The sequence below is a fragment of the Burkholderia theae genome (assembly GCF_048565265.1).
Lineage (GTDB): Bacteria > Pseudomonadota > Gammaproteobacteria > Burkholderiales > Burkholderiaceae > Burkholderia > Burkholderia theae.
Genome location: NZ_CP183461.1, coordinates 1052903 through 1068980 on the forward strand (window position 1 = coordinate 1052903; position 16078 = coordinate 1068980).

The following is a 16078-nucleotide window of genomic DNA, read 5'->3' on the forward strand; positions in this document are numbered from 1 at the left end:
GTCCCATGAAGCTGAGCTACAAGATTCCCCTCGCATTCGCCGTCGCACTGCTGCTGATGTTCGGTGGCGCGCTGTACGGTATCCACATCCTCAACCGGTCGATCGATACGTTCGCCGAAGACGTGCAGACGAACGTCGGCGACGAACGGCTCGTGTCGGCCACGCTCGTGCAGTTCAAGCTGCAAGTGCAGGAATGGAAAGACACGCTGCTGCGTGGCAAGCAGCCCGACAAGCTCGACCGGTACTGGCAGGCGTTCCAGACGCGCGAACGAACGGTCGACGCGCTTGCCGCGCAGCTCGTCCACCAGTTGCCGCCCGGCGACAGCCGTTCGCTCGTCGAGCAGTTCATGCGTGCGCACACGGCGATGGGCGACGGCTACCGGCGCGGCTTCGATGCGTTCAAGGCGGCCGGCTTCGAGCCGTCGGCCGGCGACGCGGCCGTGGCGGGTGTCGACCGTGAACCCGCGGCGCTGCTGGAGCGGGCCGCGAAGTCGATCGCCGACGAGAGCGCCGCCGTGTCGGCGCAGGCGAGCCGCGACGCGCAGCACGCGACCACGGCAAGCCTCGTGTTGATGCTGGTCGTGCTCGGCGTCGCGATGGTCGGCGCATTCCTGTTCAGCCGCGCGATCCTGCGTCCGCTCGATCGTGCGGTGGCGTGCGCGCAGGCCGTTGCCGGCGGCGACCTGACGCGCGACGTCGACGCGACCGGCCGCGACGAGATCGCCGATCTGCTGCGCGCGTTGCAGACGATGCAGGCGAGCCTGTCGGGCGTCGTGCTCGAGGTGCGTACGCATGCCGAAGCCGTCGCGACCGCGAGCGCGCAGATCGCGTCGGGCAATCACGATCTGTCGTCGCGCACCGAGGCGCAGGCCGCGTCGCTCGAGGAGACGGCCGCCAGCATGACGGAGCTCACCGGCATCGTGCGGCAGTCGGCCGAGCACGCGCAGCACGCGGCGCAACTCGCGCGTGACGCGTCGAATATTGCGTCCGCGGGCGGCGGCGTGATGACGGACGCCGTCGACACGATGAACGGCATCGCCGACAGCGCGGCGAAGGTCGGCGAGATCATCGCGGTGATCGACGGGATCGCGTTCCAGACCAACATCCTCGCGCTGAACGCGGCCGTTGAGGCGGCCCGCGCGGGTGAACAGGGGCGCGGCTTCGCGGTCGTCGCCGCGGAAGTACGCACGCTCGCGCAGCGCAGCGCCGCTGCCGCGAAGGAGATCAAGGGGCTGATCGAGCAATCGACGCAGCGGGTCGACGAGGGCGCCGTGCTGATCGGCCGCGCGGGCGAATCGATTCACGAGATCGTGGGCGCGGTGCAGCGGGTCACGACGATCGTCGGCGAGATCTCGTCCGCGGCTCAGGAGCAGAGCGGCGGCATCCAGCAGGTGAACATCGCGGTCACGCAGATGGACGAAGCGACCCAGCGCAACGCGGCGCTCGTCGAGCAGGCGTCCGCCGCGACGCAGGCGCTGGCCGAGCAGGCGAGCGCGCTGCGGCACGCGGTGGCCGTGTTCCGGTTGCCGGAAAGGGCGTGACGGATGTCAGCGGTGCGCGCGTGGCGGGCTGGCGCTGCCCGCCACCGGTCAGCCACCCGCGATCACGCCGCGGCCGGATACTGCGCGAGCACCCTGGCACGGATCGACGGCTTGATGTTCGATTGCGCCATGTCGCCGCCGTAGTGCGCGACGACGCGCGGATTCATCACGCGATACCAGAGCGGTGGCACGTACGCGAACAGGATCATCGTCGCGTAACCGGCCGGCAGTTGCGGCGCATCGTCGAAGTGGCGCAGCGCCTGGTACGAGCGCGTCGGGTTCGCGTGATGGTCGGCGTGTCGCTGCAACTGGTACAGGAACAGGTTGGTGACGACGTGATTGCTGTTCCATGAGTGCTGCGGCGTGCAGCGCTCGTAGCGGCCGCTCGGCAGCTTGCGGCGGCCGAGCCCGTAGTGCTCGACGTAGTTCACGACTTCGAGCAGCGACGCGCCGTAGACGGCCTGGATCACGAGGAACGGGATCACGACCTTGCCGACCATCGCGATCGCGATGCCCCACACGACGACGGTCATCGCCCATGCGTGCAGCACCTCGTTGCGCCAGGTCCACGGCGAGTGCCCGAGCCGTTCGAGGCGAGCTTTTTCGAGCCGCCACGCCGAGCGGATGCTGCCGGTCACGGTGCGCGGCAGGAACGCCCAGAACGACTCGCCGTAGCGCGCGCTGGCCGGATCGTCGGGCGTCGCGACGCGCACGTGGTGGCCGCGGTTGTGCTCGACGTAGAAGTGACCGTACGCGACCGGCGCGAGCGTGATCTTCGCGAGCCAGCGTTCGAAGCGGTTGGTCTTGTGCCCGAGCTCGTGCGCGGTATTGATCGAGATGCCCGTCGCGGCGCCGAGCGACAGCGCAAAGCCGACATAGTCGTACCACGCGAGCGCATGGGTGCCGACGATCCACACGCACGCGAAGAATGCGACATATTCGACGAGTGTCGCGAGATAGACGATGTACCGGTAATAACGCTCCCGTTCGAGGTGCGGTACGACGGCCTCGGGCGGATTGTCGCGATCGTCGCCGATCAGCGTGTCGAGGATCGGGATCACGCCGAAGGCGAACAGCGGACCGAACCACCAGAACACGTGTAGGCCCGTCGACAGCGCGAGCTGCGCGGCGAGGATCGGCAGCGTGATCGTCAGCGCGCCGAGCAGCCACAGGTAACGCTTGCCATCCGACCAGCCCGAAGCCGATGCGTCGGTCATTGCCATTGTCTCCCTCCAGTCGGCCGGCCCGAGGGCGGCCGCATCCATGGTTGTTCGAATCCTCGTGGGTCCGCGACGCACGCGCGGTGGCACCGGATCGTGGTCCGGTTCTGCCTGTTATACGACCCGTGCGCACGCTTTCCAAACCCCGGCGCTAGGCGCGAGGCTCCAAACGGAGGGGCGCGTGCGACGCGTGCGGGGAAGGGCCGGTACGCGCCGATTGAAACATGCCGGGCAGGCCGGATCGGCCCAAGCGATCAGCGTGGTGGTCAGATGATTGGCGCGATGTGACGTGCACGGGCATCGGCCCCGCGGGCTCGCAACGAATGTTGCGGCGCAATAACCGGAATGGGGCGGGTAGCGGCGGGGCACCTGTTTCGGCTACATATATTACGGATCATTACGATCTCCGGGGCGAGATGAGAAGCGATCCGAAACGCGCCTGCCGCGCATCGCAAGGCGGGCGGCGCGACGCGTCGAACGAAGCGGCCGCGACCGTCGTCCGGCGGCGTGCATCGACACGGTAATGCTGCACCTGCACACCGACCGGCACACGTCGCCGCCGCCGGTGCCTGCCGCCTTTCGATTCGCGCTGCCATTCGAAAATAACGATTTGACTCATACCCCGCTTTCGGTTGAAGCTAATAGCTTGCTGTCCGAAGGGGGCTGTGCCTGCATGAGTTCGACCTTGACCGTTCGTCGTATCGTTGCCAACCAGGGCAGCGTGTATCGCGAACTCCGCGCCGCATCGCTGCGTGAGCCCTACGCGCCCGGCGAAGCGCCGGAGGCCGAATTGCTGAACGTCGAAACGGACGCAGCGTCGGCGATTGCCGCGCAACGCGCCGTGTCCGACGAGTCGACGACTTTCCTGCTGTACACCGAAGGCCATCCGGCCGGCATGATCGGCGCGTACTTCGACAACACGCCCGATCGGCGTGCGTTCGTCAGCGAGTTATGGGTGGCGCACGCGGTGCGTCATCTACGCGGTGGCGTGCTGTTGCTGGAGACGGCCACCGCATGGCTCGCCGAGCGCGGCGCCAGCGAGGTCTATGCATGGATCGCCGATGCGAACCGCAACGCGATCCGTTTCTACGAGCGTTCGGGGTTCGGCAACACCGGCGAACACGCGCCGATCGGGCGGATGCCCGGTGCGATGAAATCGCTGTTCGTGTCGCAGGTGAAGCACTGACGCCTCGTCAAAACACGGGCCGCGCGGCGCGATGAACGCCTGCTCGCCCGCTTGCCCCCCCGCCTTCCGGTTGCCCGCCCGCCGGGGCCGCCGCAGCCCTGTGTCCCAAAAATAATGGCCGCGCGCGTGGACGCCTGTAAAATACGCAAAAAATTTTTGCAGAGTGTCCATGTCGCTTAAAAAATCGCCATTCTTCGAGCTGCGCAGCGGATCGGTCGATACGTTGTTGTTCACCGTGAAGACGACCGATCTCGATGCGTTGCGTACCGAACTGGTCAAGCGCTTCGAAGCGACTCCCGAGTTTTTCGCCGACGATGTCGTCGCGATCGACGTCCGCCGCCTCGCTGACGGCGAACGTGTCGCGCTCGCCGACATCCGCCAGATGCTGAACGACGTGCGGATGCGCCCGGTGGGCGTGGTCGCATTGGCAACGCAGGGCTGGGCGGGGGAAGCCGGCCTGCCGTTGCTGGAAGCGCGCGATCGCCGCACGCCGGCCGTGAAGCCGGCCGACGGCGCGGAACCGTCGCCGATCGCCGAGGCCGTCGTCGCTGCAGCCGCCGCGGTGGCGCCCGAGCAGGCGCCCGGGGCGGCGCCTGCGTCGAATCCGGCGGGCGGGCAGACGCTCGTGATCGACCGGCCGTTGCGTTCGGGGCAGCAGATTTACGCGAAAGGAGACCTCGTGGTGCTCGCGCCGGTCAGTCACGGCGCGGAGATCATCGCGGAAGGCAATATCCACATCTACGCGCCGTTGCGCGGCCGCGCACTCGCGGGCGTGCACGGCAATCACGACGCGCGCATCTTCTGCACGTGTCTCGAACCGGAACTGATTTCGATCGCGGGTATCTATCGAACAACCGAGAACCCGTTGCCCCCCGAAGTTCTGGGCAAATCGGTGCAGATCCGGCTCGAAGAGGAAAAACTGATGATCGAACCGCTGCGCCTGACGTAATTCACGCGGCGCTCCGGGTCGATCGGCTCTCATTGACGAACACAGGGTATTGGGTAAATGGCAAAAATCATCGTGGTGACCTCGGGCAAGGGCGGCGTGGGCAAGACGACGACGAGCGCGAGCTTTGCGTCCGGTATCGCGCTGCGCGGCCACAAGACGGCCGTGATCGACTTCGACGTCGGCCTGCGCAACCTCGATCTCATCATGGGCTGCGAGCGTCGCGTCGTGTACGACCTCGTGAACGTGATCCAGGGCGAAGCGAACCTGAACCAGGCGCTGATCAAGGACAAGAAGTGCGAGAACCTGTTCATCCTGCCGGCGTCGCAGACGCGCGACAAGGATGCGCTGACGCGCGACGGCGTCGAGAAGGTGCTGAACGACCTGGTCGCGATGGACTTCGAATACATCGTCTGCGATTCGCCGGCCGGTATCGAAGCCGGTGCGCTGCACGCGATGTACTTCGCCGACGAAGCGCTGATCGTCACGAACCCTGAAGTGTCGTCGGTGCGCGACTCGGACCGCATTCTCGGTATCCTGTCGTCGAAGACGAAGCGCGGGACCGAAGGCAAGGAGCCGATCAAGGAACACCTGCTGATCACGCGCTACAGCCCGAAGCGCGTGAGCGAAGGCGAGATGCTGTCGCTCGAGGACATCAGCGAGATCCTGCGCATCAAGCTGATCGGCGTGGTGCCCGAGTCCGAAGCCGTGCTGCACGCGTCGAACCAGGGCCTGCCGGCCGTGCACATCGACGGTACCGATGTCGCCGAAGCGTACAAGGACGTCGTTGCGCGCTTCCTCGGCGAAGACAAGCCGCTGCGCTTCACCGATTACCAGAAGCCGGGCCTGCTGCAGCGCCTCTTCGGCAGCAAGTAACGGAGGCCGCCCATGTCCATCCTTTCGTTTCTCCTCGGCGAGAAGAAGAAGTCCGCATCGGTCGCGAAGGAGCGCCTGCAGCTCATCATCGCGCACGAGCGGGTCGGCGGCCGGCCGCCGGCCGATTACCTGCCGGCGCTGCAGAAGGAGCTGGTCGCGGTCATCTCGAAGTACGTCCATATTTCGAACGATGACATCCGCGTGAGCCTCGAGCGCCAGGACGATCTCGAAGTCCTCGAAGTGAAGATCGAGATCCCGCAAGCCTGACCTTTGCCGGTATCCCTCCGCACGGCGGCCTCGGCCGCCGTGCGCGTCTTACGCCCTGTTGCACTTTCGGGCACGCCGTAACACGGCGTCTGTCGGCCGTTTTCGGTCCTCCCGCATTGAACGAATACGCTCGCGTAACTTGTTCAACCAGGAGGTTGTGATGGCTGTCTCTACTGTTCAACGTCGTATCGTTTCGCTCGCACTGTTTGCCGCGGGCCTGTCAGCCGTCGTCGCGCCGTTTGCCGCGCATGCGGACGAAATCCTCGTCGGCGCACCCGTGATCGCGCCGCAGGGCCGCGTGGTCATCGCCGAGCCGGTCGCCGTGCGTACCGAGGAAGTCGTCATCGTCGCGCCGAACGCGCCGCCGCCCGTGCGCTACGAGGTCGTGCCGACCGCGCGGGTCGGTTATGTGTGGGACCGCGGGCACTGGCACTGGGATCATGGCCGCTACGTGTGGATCGGCGGTCACTGGGAAGCCGAACGCGTCGGCATGCAATGGGTGCCGGGCCACTGGGACCAGCGCGGTCCGAACTGGTTCTGGACCCGCGGCCACTGGGCGTGATGGAGGCGCGTGATGAAAAGAACCGCCATCGCCATCGTGCTCGTCGCCGTCACGCTGGCCGGGTGCATCGTCGTGCCGGCGCGGCCCGTCTACTATCGGCCGGCGCCCGTCGTGATCTACTGAGCGTCGCGCGGGCCAGGCTGCGCCGGGCCGTTCGCGCCGGATGCAGCCGCCGGCGCGTCGTCGTGCAGCGCCGGCGCGGATGCCGCGCCTTCGGCCGGCTCGCCGCTGCTGCCTTCGTCGCGCAGCGTGTCGAGCGGATCGGCGGGCGCGGCGGTCGCATCCTGCGGCTCGGTGACGCCGGTCGTCGTCGCCGCACTCGTCGCGGTTGCCGCAGCGTGCTCCGGAGCCGCGACGGGCGGCGCGAGATAGCGGAGGGCGAGCGTCTCGTAGAGCGGCGGCGCGAAAAAGCGCGACACGCGGCTCGATACCAACGCGGTGGCCATCAGCGAAATCACGAGCGCGTGCCCGTTGATCATCTCCATCACGATCACGAACGACGTGATCGGCGACTGCGTGACGGCCGCAAGATAGCCGACCATCGCAAGCGCGATCAGCACGGGCAGGCTCATGTTGCTGAACACGACGTGCAGCAGGTTGCCGAACCCGGCGCCGATCGACAGCGACGGCGCGAAGATCCCGCCCGGGATGCCCGGCAGGTACGACGCGACCATCGACACCATCTTCAGGAACGGATAGAACACCGACAGTGTCTGGCTGCCGTCGAGCAGGCCGCGCGCCTCGGCATAACCGCTGCCGAATGTCGTGCCGCCGGATACGATGCCGACGACGGCGATCGCGAAGCCGCACAGCGCGGCGAACGCGATCGGCCGCTCGCGATACAGGCCCAGCAGTTGCGCGGGCAGCCAGCGCCCCGTGTTGAGCAGCAGCCAGCAGAACAGGCCGCCCGCGATGCCCGTCACGATCGCGGTGACCAGCACGGCGAGCGCCAGCAGCTTCGGGAAGTGGGGGCCGGCGTCGATCGTGCCGAAATACGTATAGTTGCCGTTCAGGCCGAGCGCGACGACGCCGGCGAGAATGATCGCGGTGATCAGCACGCCGCTTGCGCGCGCGGAGAAGCTGCGGGTCAGCTCCTCGATCGCGAACACGATCCCGGCGAGCGGCGTATTGAACGCGGCCGACAGCCCGGCCGCCGCGCCGGCCAGGACGAGCTGGCGTTCGATCTGCGCGTTCGAGCGCGGGTAGAAGCGCCGCAGGTTGAACATCAGCGCCGCGCCAACCTGCACGGTCGGCCCCTCGCGACCGATCGTGAAGCCGCCCAGGATGCCCAGGAACGAAATCAGCACCTTGCCAAACAGGATGCGCAGCGTCAGCAACCGAGCACCGAACGCGCTCGGGCGCGCATGCAGTGTCGCGATCACCTGCGGGATGCCGCTGCCCTCGGCGCCGCGGAAGAACCGGCGCGTGAGCCATGCCGACAAGGCCGCGATCGCCGGCGTCAGCAGCAGCGGCAGCCACGCGGCGTGATCGCGCATCGTGCGGAAGCTCTCGTAGCCCCAGTCGATCAGCCGCGCGTAGAGTACGGCCGCGAGCCCGACGACGATCGCACCGAGCCAGAAAATGCCGTATTGGCGCCAGATTCTCACCGAGCGGCGGGTGAGGGCGGGAAACAGGGCGGGAAGAGCGGGGCGTGGCATTGGCGCGGGCCATCAGGCAAAGAATCGATTATAAAAAGAACCGGGATCGCGCTACGGGCGTTAATGCTTTGAAAGCTTGTAGCATTTTGTTACAAATGTAATTTACGGATAATGTGCGCGGCGGTCATCCCTCGTTAGCATCCTCAAATGGCAGGCTCTTCCCCGCAAACGTGAAACGTATCCTCATCGTGAAAGTGACGTCGCTCGGCGACGTCGTCCAGACGCTGCCAGTCGTCGCGGACCTGCATCGCGCCTTTCCCGGCGTATCGGTCGACTGGGCCGTGGACGAGTCGTGCGCCGAGGTCGTGCGCTGGCATCCGGGCGTAAGCGCCGTCCTTTGCGCACCGCTGCGCCGGTTCAAAAAACTCCGCAATACCGGCGACCTGAAGGCGATCTCGGCGTCGATCGGCGCGTTGCGTGCGCACCGCTACGACGCGGTCATCGACCTGCACGGCGTCTACAAGAGTGCAATCATTTCCGCGCTGGCGCGCGCCGCGCGCCGCGTCGGCTACCAGACGCAGGATCTTGGCGAAGCGGGCGCGCGCTTCGCGTATTCGCATCGCTTCGGCCCGCGGCCGGACTGCGACGCGTGGCACGGGATGCGCGTGAGTGCCGGCGAGGCGCTCGGCTACGTGCCCGAAGGCATCGCCACATACGGCGTCGTCCCGCCGCAGGTCGAGAGTCTCCCGGCTGCCGTGACCGACGGCACGCCGTTCATGCTGCTGTTCCACGCAACCTCCAATCCCGACAAGAAATGGCCGGCCGATCACTGGGCCGCGCTTGCCAAGCAGATGATGGCGCGCGGCGTGCGTGTGCTGTTGCCGTGGGGATCGGCCGCCGAGCATGACGACGCGAAGGATATCGCCGCGCGCGCGCCGGGGGCGGTCGTGCTGCCTGCGATGACGGTGCGCGAACTCGGCGCGGCGCTCGGCCGGGCCGCGCTCGTGGTGGGGGTCGATACGGGGTTCGTGCACATGGCGCACGCGCTGCAGCGGCCGACCGTGATGATTTTCGTCGCGACGTCGCGTCACCATTGCGGCATCGGCGGCGCACCGAATGCACTGTCGATCGGCGAGCCGGGCGCGATGCCGTCCGTCGAGCAGACGCTGGATGCGATCGCCGCGGTCAGCCCCGTCTACGGCGCGCCGCGCGCGCGGCTGTCCGCCTGACGAGCGGAGCGCGGCGATTCAGGCGAGCAGCGCCTCGACCGTGATGACGGCGGCGATGGCCGCCAGATTCGCCAGCAGCGCCTCGAACACGAGGCCGCGCCACGTCTTGGGCCGGAAGCGCAGCGCGAGCAGCAGCGCGCCACCCAGCGCGAGCGCGAGGGTCAGGACGAGGTCGGCATTGCTGAGGTGGATATTCATGGCGACGGCTCCTGCGGGGAGGGATCCTGGGCGCGCGCAACGGCGCGCCCAGGATCGAGTATAGGCAGCGCCGTCCGCCGCACAACCCGGGTCGCCCCGGAGTCTCAGACGAGCGTCGTGTCGCGCGTTTCGCGCATCAGCAGCACGCCGACCAGGCTGATCGCCGCCGCGACGGATACATAGCCGCCAACCCATGACAGCCCGCCGCGCGCCGCCAGCAGTTGCGCGATGTACGGCGCGATCGACGCGCCGAGGATCCCGCCGAGGTTGTACGCGACGCCGGCGCCCGTGTAGCGGACGTTGGTCGGGAACAGCTCTGGCAGCAGCGCGCCCATCGGCGCGAACGTCACACCCATCAGGAACAGCTCGATCGTCAGGAACAGCGCGACGAGCGGCATCGAGCCGCTGCCGAGCAGCGGCTCCATCGCGAAACCCGACAGCAGTGCGGCGATCGCACCGACGACGAGCACCGGCTTGCGGCCGAAGCGGTCCGACGCCCATGCGGAAAGCGGCGTCGCGAGCCCCATGAACACGACCGCGAAACACAGCAGGCCGAGGAAGCTCTGGCGCGGAATATGCAGCGCCGACACGCCGTACGACAGCGAGAACACCGTCGAGATGTAGAACAGCGTGTAGCAGACGACCATCGCGAGCGCGCCGAGCAGCGTCGGCTGCCAGTGTTGCGTGACGAGCGTCGCGACCGGCACGCGCACGCGTTCGTTGCGATCGAGTGCAGCCTGGAACGCGGGCGTTTCGGTGATCTTGAGCCGCACGTACAGGCCGAGCGCGACGAGCACCGCGCTGACCAGGAACGGGATGCGCCAGCCCCAGCTGCGGAACTGCTCGTCGGACAGCGACAGCGCGAGCGCGAAGAACAGGCCGTTCGACATCAGGAAGCCGACCGAGGGCCCCAACTGCGGGAACATCCCGAACCAGCCGCGCTTGCCCTGCGGCGCATGCTCGGTCGCGAGCAGCGCCGCGCCGCCCCATTCGCCGCCGAGGCCGATGCCCTGGCCGAAGCGCAGCACGCACAGCAGCACCGGCGCGAGCGCGCCGATCGCGTCGTAGCCGGGCACGAAGCCGATCGCGGTGGTGGACACGCCCATCACGAGCAGTGACGCGACGAGCGTCGATTTGCGGCCGATGCGGTCGCCGAAGTGCCCGAACAGGAACGAGCCGATCGGGCGTGCGATGAACGCGATGCCGAACGTGACGAACGCGGACAACGCCTGCGCGGTCGCGGAGCCGTGCGGGAAGAAGACGGGGCCGATGACGAGCGCGGCGGCCGTTGCGTACACGTAGAAATCGTAGAACTCGATCGCGGTGCCGATGAAGCTTGCGAACACGATGCGCCGGTGGCTGACGGCGCCGGCCGAACCGGTTGCGTGTGCAACGGTCGGGGGGGATGCGGACATGGATGTCTCCGTTTTGTCGTTGGGGCGGTCGGCTGAGCGTGCGGTCGGGCAGGCGGATGCCTGCCGGGGGCAGCCGAGCGGATGATGCGGTGGCGGTGTGGACGCGCGCCGTGGCACGAACGTCACCCGCCGGTCGACGATGGAGACGGGTATGTCGCCGCCGCCCGGTGCCGGCGTGGTCGGCTCGCATGCCGGGTGGGGCGCGCGAACGCGCGCGCGGCATGATGGCCGCGCGATTGCGGAAAATTATAGCCAGCGCCGCCACCCACCGGCAATCGCGGGGCGGCGGCAGTTCAGTCGAGCGATTGCGCCTGCGCGGATGCGGTGCTTTGCAACTGGAAGTGGCCGTCGTCGTTGAAGAGCCAGCCTTCCATCATTTCGATCTGGCCGTTGCCGTCGAGCAGTCGCGACGGCGGCGGCGGCAGCGGCGCCGAGCGTCGCAGCGACGCGAGCGCGAGCGCTTCCGCCTCGCTGTCGCCGTTGCTGCGATAGACGGACGCGTGGACGAGGCGGCCGTTGCGATCGACGGTGAACGCGACGACGACGAGCGAACGGAGCATTGCCTGCGGCGTGCCGCGCAGCAGGCCGGACGGATTGCGTTCGGCAACGCATTTCGCGACCTCGACACGGTACTGGTCGAGGCTCGCACTGCGCGTGATCGACGGAATCGTCACGATCGAGTGCAGTGACGGCGGCGGCGTGATCGTGCACGCGGCAAGCATGGCGCCGACGGCCAGCGCAGCAACACGCAGCCGGTCGACGCGCGGACGGAGAACGAGGCGCATGGGAGATAGCCAGAAGTGACTATAAAAAAATGATAGGCGCACGGACGCGACGCGATATCGGGAGAAACGCATAACGCGCGATGTCGGGCGTTGCGATCGCAAATGATGATGGCTGGGCGCCGCGCCGCGCCGCGCCGCGCCGCGCCGCGCAGCGCGATGTGACGTGACATGTGACAGCGTGCTCGACGCCGAGCATGTTGCAAAGTTGAAAGGCGCGGCGCGTGCGTCACGTGCAGGTGCGTGACGATCGTTCGGCCGAGCGTGTCGGTCGCCGCGTGCAGCACGGCGACCGACACCCGCGCCATTACCTGCGATGGCGCTTGCCCGGTTCAGAAGCCGTGCGTGACGAGCGACAGCACCGACAGGTCGGGGTGCGTGCCGTCGATGATGCTCTTGCCGATGTGCACGGCTTCGTGCACCGCTTCGTCGACGCTCGCGAAGCTTTCTTCGCCGTCCGCGTGGAACGGCACCGCGTGGCCCGGCAGCGCGGGATTCGCGCCCGGATGGCACACGTAGCCGGTGTAGGTGTAGCGCGTGTCGCTGCCGGGCGCGGCGGCCGGTACGACATGGATCTCGAAGCCTTCGTAATCGACGTGGTCCGTCGGTGTCGACAGTTCGGTCATGGCGATCTCCGTGGGCCGCGCGCAGGGGTGGCGCGTGCGGCGTCGAGTGCGCGGCGGCGGTCGTGTCGCCGTGTTGAACGAATTCTAGGTGATGGCGGGGCGGGCCGGGAGGCTTCCGCTGCAGTGCGAACGCACGTGTCGTCCCGACGGACGGGGGCACGTGCGCGGCTGCGTCATTGGATTACTTGCAGCGCGCGTCCTTGCGCTGCACGACGATGATCACCGGGTACTTCTGGCCATGGTCGAGCTCCACGCGCGCCACGACGGTCAGCGTTGCCGGATCGGAGTCGTCGTACACGCTGACCTGTTCGTTGCGCAGGTAGGTCACGCCGGTGCAGTTCGACGTGCGTCCGTCGTCCGACACCTTGCACTGGAGGTCGTTGTCCTTCAGGTAGTTGTAGGGCGACGGGCTCGCGAGGTATTCGCTCAGGCCGCGCGGCGAGCCACCGACGCCGGTGACGTTCGCGATCGCGCACGACGCCGGCGCGTCGCTGCCGGAGGCGGTGTCGGCCGCGGCATGCGTGCTGACGGCGGCCAGCATGGCGACGAGCGACGAGACGATGAAGGGCTTCATGACGTGGATTTCCCGTTTCGCGATTCGGAGCGCGGGATTGTAACGGCATCCGGCGAGACGCGTCGGAACGTGGGGGAGGGGCGTGTGGACAAACAAAAACCCCGTCATTCGGCGAATGGACGGGGTTGGGCGAATTTCCTGGCGGAAGCGGTGAGATTCGAACTCACGGACAGTTTCCCGTCGCTGGTTTTCAAGACCAGTGCCTTAAACCGCTCGGCCACGCTTCCACGCGAGGCGGCATTGTAACCGAAATGCTGCGGTGTCGACCGGAGTTAGCACTTCAGTGCTTACTCCGGTCCCATGCATCGCGGTCGACCGGAGTTGGCACTTCAGTGCTTACTCCGGTCCCATGCATCGCGGTAGTTCCTTCAATCGTCGCGCAGGAACAATTCCTGCAGGTCGTTGAGGAAACGCTGGCCGAGCGGTGTCGGCGCGATCTGCGCGAAATCGCGCGAGATCAGCCCGCGCTGTTCCGCTTCCTTCAGCGCCGGCTCGATCGTGCTCATCGGCAGCCCCGTGCGTTCGACGAAGCTGTGCACGGGGAAACCCTCGGCGAGCCGCAGCGTGTTCAGCATGAACTCGAACGGCAGGTCGCGCGCGCCGACTTCACGCTCTTCCTGCACGGCCGTGCCGGCCATCGCCTGCTCGATGAAGGTCGCCGGATGCTTGTAGCGCGCCTGCCGCACGATCCGGTTCGGGAACGACAGCTTCGTGTGGGCGCCCGCACCGATCCCGAGATAGTCGCCGAAGCGCCAGTAGTTCAGGTTGTGCTTGCACTGATGATTCGGCTTCGCATAAGCGGACACTTCGTAGCGCCCGTAGCCGGCCTCGGCCGTGCGTGCGTGGATCCATTCCTGCATGTCGGCCGACGCGTCGTCGTCGGGGACGACGGGCGGAAACTTCGCGAACAGCGTGTTCGGCTCGAGCGTCAGGTGATACAGCGACAGATGCGGCGGCGCGAACGACAGCGCTGTCTCGATGTCGGTACGGCATTCGTCGAGCGTCTGGTTCGGCAGCGCGAACATCAGGTCGAGGTTGAAGTTGTCGAACGTCGTCGCGGCGATCTCGACCGCCGCACGGGCCTGCGCGGTGTCGTGGATGCGGCCGAGCGCCTTCAGGTGCGCTTCGTTGAAGCTCTGGATGCCGACCGACAGGCGATTCACGCCGCTCGCGCGGAACTGCGCGAACTTCGCGGCCTCGAACGTGCCCGGATTCGCCTCGAGCGTGATCTCGGCATCGGCGTCGAGCGGCAGCAGCGCACGCACGTCGGACAGCATCCGATCGAGGCCGGCCGCCGACAGCAGGCTCGGCGTGCCGCCGCCGATGAACACGGTGTGCACCTGCCGTCCCCACACGAGCGGCAGCGCCTGCTCGAGGTCGGCGCGCAGCGCGTCGAGATACTCGGTTTCCGGAAACCGTTCGCCTTTCCACTCGTGCGAGTTGAAATCGCAGTACGGGCACTTGCGCACGCACCACGGAAAATGCACGTACAGCGCGAGCGGCGGCAGCGACGTGAGCCGTACCTGTCCGGGCGACGTGAAGGTCGCGACGACGCGCGCGCCGGTTTCCGCAGCCTGGCTCATGCAACCTCCTGCAGCGAATGGATATCGGGCGCGATCATGTTTCCTCCGCGAGCCGCGCAAGCAGCGCCTTCAGCGCGAGCGCGCGATGGCTGTGCGTGTTCTTCACGGCCGGCTCGAGTTCGGCTGCCGTCGCACCGAGCGACGGCAGGTAGAAATACGGGTCGTAGCCGAATCCGTGCTCGCCGCGCGGCGCGTCGACGATTTCGCCGGCCCAGCGCCCTTCGGCGAACAGCGGCTCGGGATCGTCCGCATGGCGCACGAGCGCGAGCACGCAGCAATAGTATGCGCGCCGGTCGTCGACGCCGCGCAGCTGCTCGACGAGATACGCGTTGTTCGCCGCGTCGCCCTTGTCGCGGCCCGCGCGCTGCGCGTAGCGCGCCGAATAGACGCCCGGCGCGCCGCGCAGCACGCGCACGCACAGGCCCGAATCGTCGGCGATCGCCGGCAGCCCGGTGAGCCGCGACGCATGCCGCGCTTTGGTCAGCGCGTTCTCGATGAACGTGCCGAACGGCTCTTCCGCCTCGGGCACCGCCAGGTCGCCCTGCGGGACGATCTCGATGCCGACCGTCGAGAACAGCGCGGTGAATTCGCGCAGCTTGCCCGGGTTGTTCGACGCGAGAACGATGCGCGACAGCGGCGCGAGGGTGAGGTCGTCAGGCATGACCGGCGCCCAGGACGTCCTTCTGCAGCTGCACGAGCTCGCCGATCCCGCCCTGCGCGAGGTCGAGCAGCGCGTTCATCTCGGCGCGCGAGAACGGCACGCCTTCGGCCGTGCCCTGAACTTCGACGAAACCGCCGGCGCCCGTCATCACGACGTTCATGTCGGTGTCGCAGCGCGAGTCTTCCGCGTAGTCGAGATCGAGCACCGGCGCGCCTTCGTACACGCCGACCGAGATCGCGGCAACGTGGTCGGTGATCGGCGAGCGGGTGAGCTTGCCGGCCGCGATCAGCGTCGACACGGCGTCGTGCGCGGCGACGAAGGCGCCGGTGATGCTTGCCGTGCGCGTGCCGCCGTCGGCCTGGATCACGTCGCAGTCGATGTGGATCGTGCGCGGGCCGAGCGCTTCGAGATCGAACACCGCGCGCAGCGCGCGGCCGATCAGGCGCTGAATTTCCTGCGTGCGGCCCGTCTGCTTGCCGCGTGCGGCTTCACGGTCGCTGCGCGTGTGCGTCGCGCGCGGCAGCATCCCGTACTCGGCGGTCAGCCAGCCTTGCCCGCGGTCGCGCAGGAAGTCGGGTACGCGCTCGGCGACGCTCGCGGTGCACAGCACCTTGGTATCGCCGAATTCGACCAGCACCGAGCCTTCGGCGTGTTTCGTGTAGTGGCGCGTCAGGGCGACCTTGCGCAGTTCGTCGGCGCGGCGGCCGCTGGGGCGGGAAAGGGAAGACGTCATGTGGGGATCGCGGAAGGAGGGGAAACCGCGATTTTAGCGCCGAACGGCGGCCTTGCCCGGCGGAGAGGTCCGCAAAAATGG

General features: G+C 67.5%; 17 protein-coding genes and 1 tRNA gene. 7 read left to right on the forward strand and 11 right to left on the reverse strand.

Features of this window, described 5'->3' with window-relative positions; genetic code table 11:
• The first annotated feature begins 5 nt into the window (after positions 1–5).
• Entirely contained in the window at positions 6–1541 is a 1536-nt protein-coding gene (locus ACN22W_RS04910; RefSeq protein ID WP_419686551.1) for a methyl-accepting chemotaxis protein, read from the forward strand.
• Between the two features lie 62 nt (positions 1542–1603).
• On the opposite strand, the gene ACN22W_RS04915 is transcribed toward ACN22W_RS04910, so the two are convergent.
• Positions 1604–2764: an alkane 1-monooxygenase gene (locus ACN22W_RS04915; protein WP_419686552.1), complete on the reverse strand. Its 1161-nt coding sequence runs from the start codon at positions 2762–2764 to the stop codon at positions 1604–1606.
• 607 nt (positions 2765–3371) lie between these two features.
• Here ACN22W_RS04915 and ACN22W_RS04920 point away from each other — a divergent pair.
• The 5 genes from ACN22W_RS04920 (at position 3372) to ACN22W_RS04940 (ending at position 6598) form a co-directional block, all read left to right on the forward strand.
• Positions 3372–3947, forward strand: coding sequence for a GNAT family N-acetyltransferase (locus tag ACN22W_RS04920; RefSeq protein WP_193097839.1), 576 nt, complete (start codon positions 3372–3374; stop codon positions 3945–3947).
• A 169-nt stretch (positions 3948–4116) separates the two neighbouring features.
• The gene (gene minC / locus ACN22W_RS04925; protein ID WP_129513957.1) at positions 4117–4896 is read left to right on the forward strand and encodes a septum site-determining protein MinC; all 780 of its coding nucleotides are present in this window, start codon (positions 4117–4119) and stop codon (positions 4894–4896) included.
• 57 nt (positions 4897–4953) lie between these two features.
• Complete coding sequence (gene minD / locus ACN22W_RS04930; protein WP_048243115.1) at positions 4954–5769, forward strand: septum site-determining protein MinD; 816 nt, start codon at positions 4954–4956, stop codon at positions 5767–5769.
• Between the two features lie 12 nt (positions 5770–5781).
• Positions 5782–6036 (forward strand): cell division topological specificity factor MinE, encoded by a 255-nt coding sequence (gene minE / locus ACN22W_RS04935; protein WP_006486661.1) that lies wholly within the window; start codon positions 5782–5784, stop codon positions 6034–6036.
• A 160-nt stretch (positions 6037–6196) separates the two neighbouring features.
• Positions 6197–6598, forward strand: a complete 402-nt coding sequence (locus ACN22W_RS04940) for a YXWGXW repeat-containing protein (RefSeq protein ID WP_129513958.1) — start codon at positions 6197–6199, stop codon at positions 6596–6598.
• A gap of 116 nt (positions 6599–6714) precedes the next feature.
• Here ACN22W_RS04940 and ACN22W_RS04945 read toward each other — a convergent pair whose 3' ends face one another.
• Positions 6715–8256 carry a chloride channel protein gene (locus tag ACN22W_RS04945; protein ID WP_419686557.1) on the reverse strand — a complete coding sequence of 514 codons (1542 nt, stop codon included), beginning with the start codon at positions 8254–8256 and terminating at the stop codon, positions 6715–6717.
• A gap of 170 nt (positions 8257–8426) precedes the next feature.
• On the opposite strand from ACN22W_RS04945, the gene waaC reads away from it, so the two are divergent.
• Entirely contained in the window at positions 8427–9425 is a 999-nt protein-coding gene (waaC, locus tag ACN22W_RS04950) for a lipopolysaccharide heptosyltransferase I (protein WP_129513960.1), read from the forward strand.
• A gap of 18 nt (positions 9426–9443) precedes the next feature.
• Here waaC and ACN22W_RS04955 read toward each other — a convergent pair whose 3' ends face one another.
• The 9 genes from ACN22W_RS04955 to rph all read right to left on the reverse strand — a co-directional run bounded on the left by ACN22W_RS04955 (position 9444) and on the right by rph (position 15997).
• Complete coding sequence (locus tag ACN22W_RS04955) at positions 9444–9623, reverse strand: hypothetical protein (protein ID WP_129513961.1); 180 nt, start codon at positions 9621–9623, stop codon at positions 9444–9446.
• A gap of 104 nt (positions 9624–9727) precedes the next feature.
• On the reverse strand, positions 9728–11038 hold the full coding sequence (locus ACN22W_RS04960) for an MFS transporter (RefSeq protein ID WP_343495168.1): 1311 nt from the start codon (positions 11036–11038) through the stop codon (positions 9728–9730).
• Positions 11039–11331: 293 nt separating this feature from the next.
• Positions 11332–11823 (reverse strand): TonB family protein, encoded by a 492-nt coding sequence (locus ACN22W_RS04965; protein ID WP_419686560.1) that lies wholly within the window; start codon positions 11821–11823, stop codon positions 11332–11334.
• Between the two features lie 329 nt (positions 11824–12152).
• Positions 12153–12446: a hypothetical protein gene (locus ACN22W_RS04970; protein ID WP_072436100.1), complete on the reverse strand. Its 294-nt coding sequence runs from the start codon at positions 12444–12446 to the stop codon at positions 12153–12155.
• Positions 12447–12627: 181 nt separating this feature from the next.
• Positions 12628–13020, reverse strand: coding sequence for a hypothetical protein (locus ACN22W_RS04975; protein WP_129513964.1), 393 nt, complete (start codon positions 13018–13020; stop codon positions 12628–12630).
• 139 nt (positions 13021–13159) lie between these two features.
• A tRNA-Ser gene (locus ACN22W_RS04980) sits at positions 13160–13247 on the reverse strand.
• Between the two features lie 141 nt (positions 13248–13388).
• Positions 13389–14603 carry a radical SAM family heme chaperone HemW gene (hemW, locus tag ACN22W_RS04985; RefSeq protein WP_419686562.1) on the reverse strand — a complete coding sequence of 405 codons (1215 nt, stop codon included), beginning with the start codon at positions 14601–14603 and terminating at the stop codon, positions 13389–13391.
• A 34-nt stretch (positions 14604–14637) separates the two neighbouring features.
• Positions 14638–15264, reverse strand: coding sequence for an RdgB/HAM1 family non-canonical purine NTP pyrophosphatase (gene rdgB, locus ACN22W_RS04990; RefSeq protein WP_419686563.1), 627 nt, complete (start codon positions 15262–15264; stop codon positions 14638–14640).
• On the reverse strand, positions 15257–15997 hold the full coding sequence (rph, locus tag ACN22W_RS04995; protein ID WP_419686564.1) for a ribonuclease PH: 741 nt from the start codon (positions 15995–15997) through the stop codon (positions 15257–15259). The genes rdgB and rph overlap by 8 nt, the downstream gene beginning before the upstream one ends.
• Positions 15998–16078 lie beyond the last annotated feature (81 nt).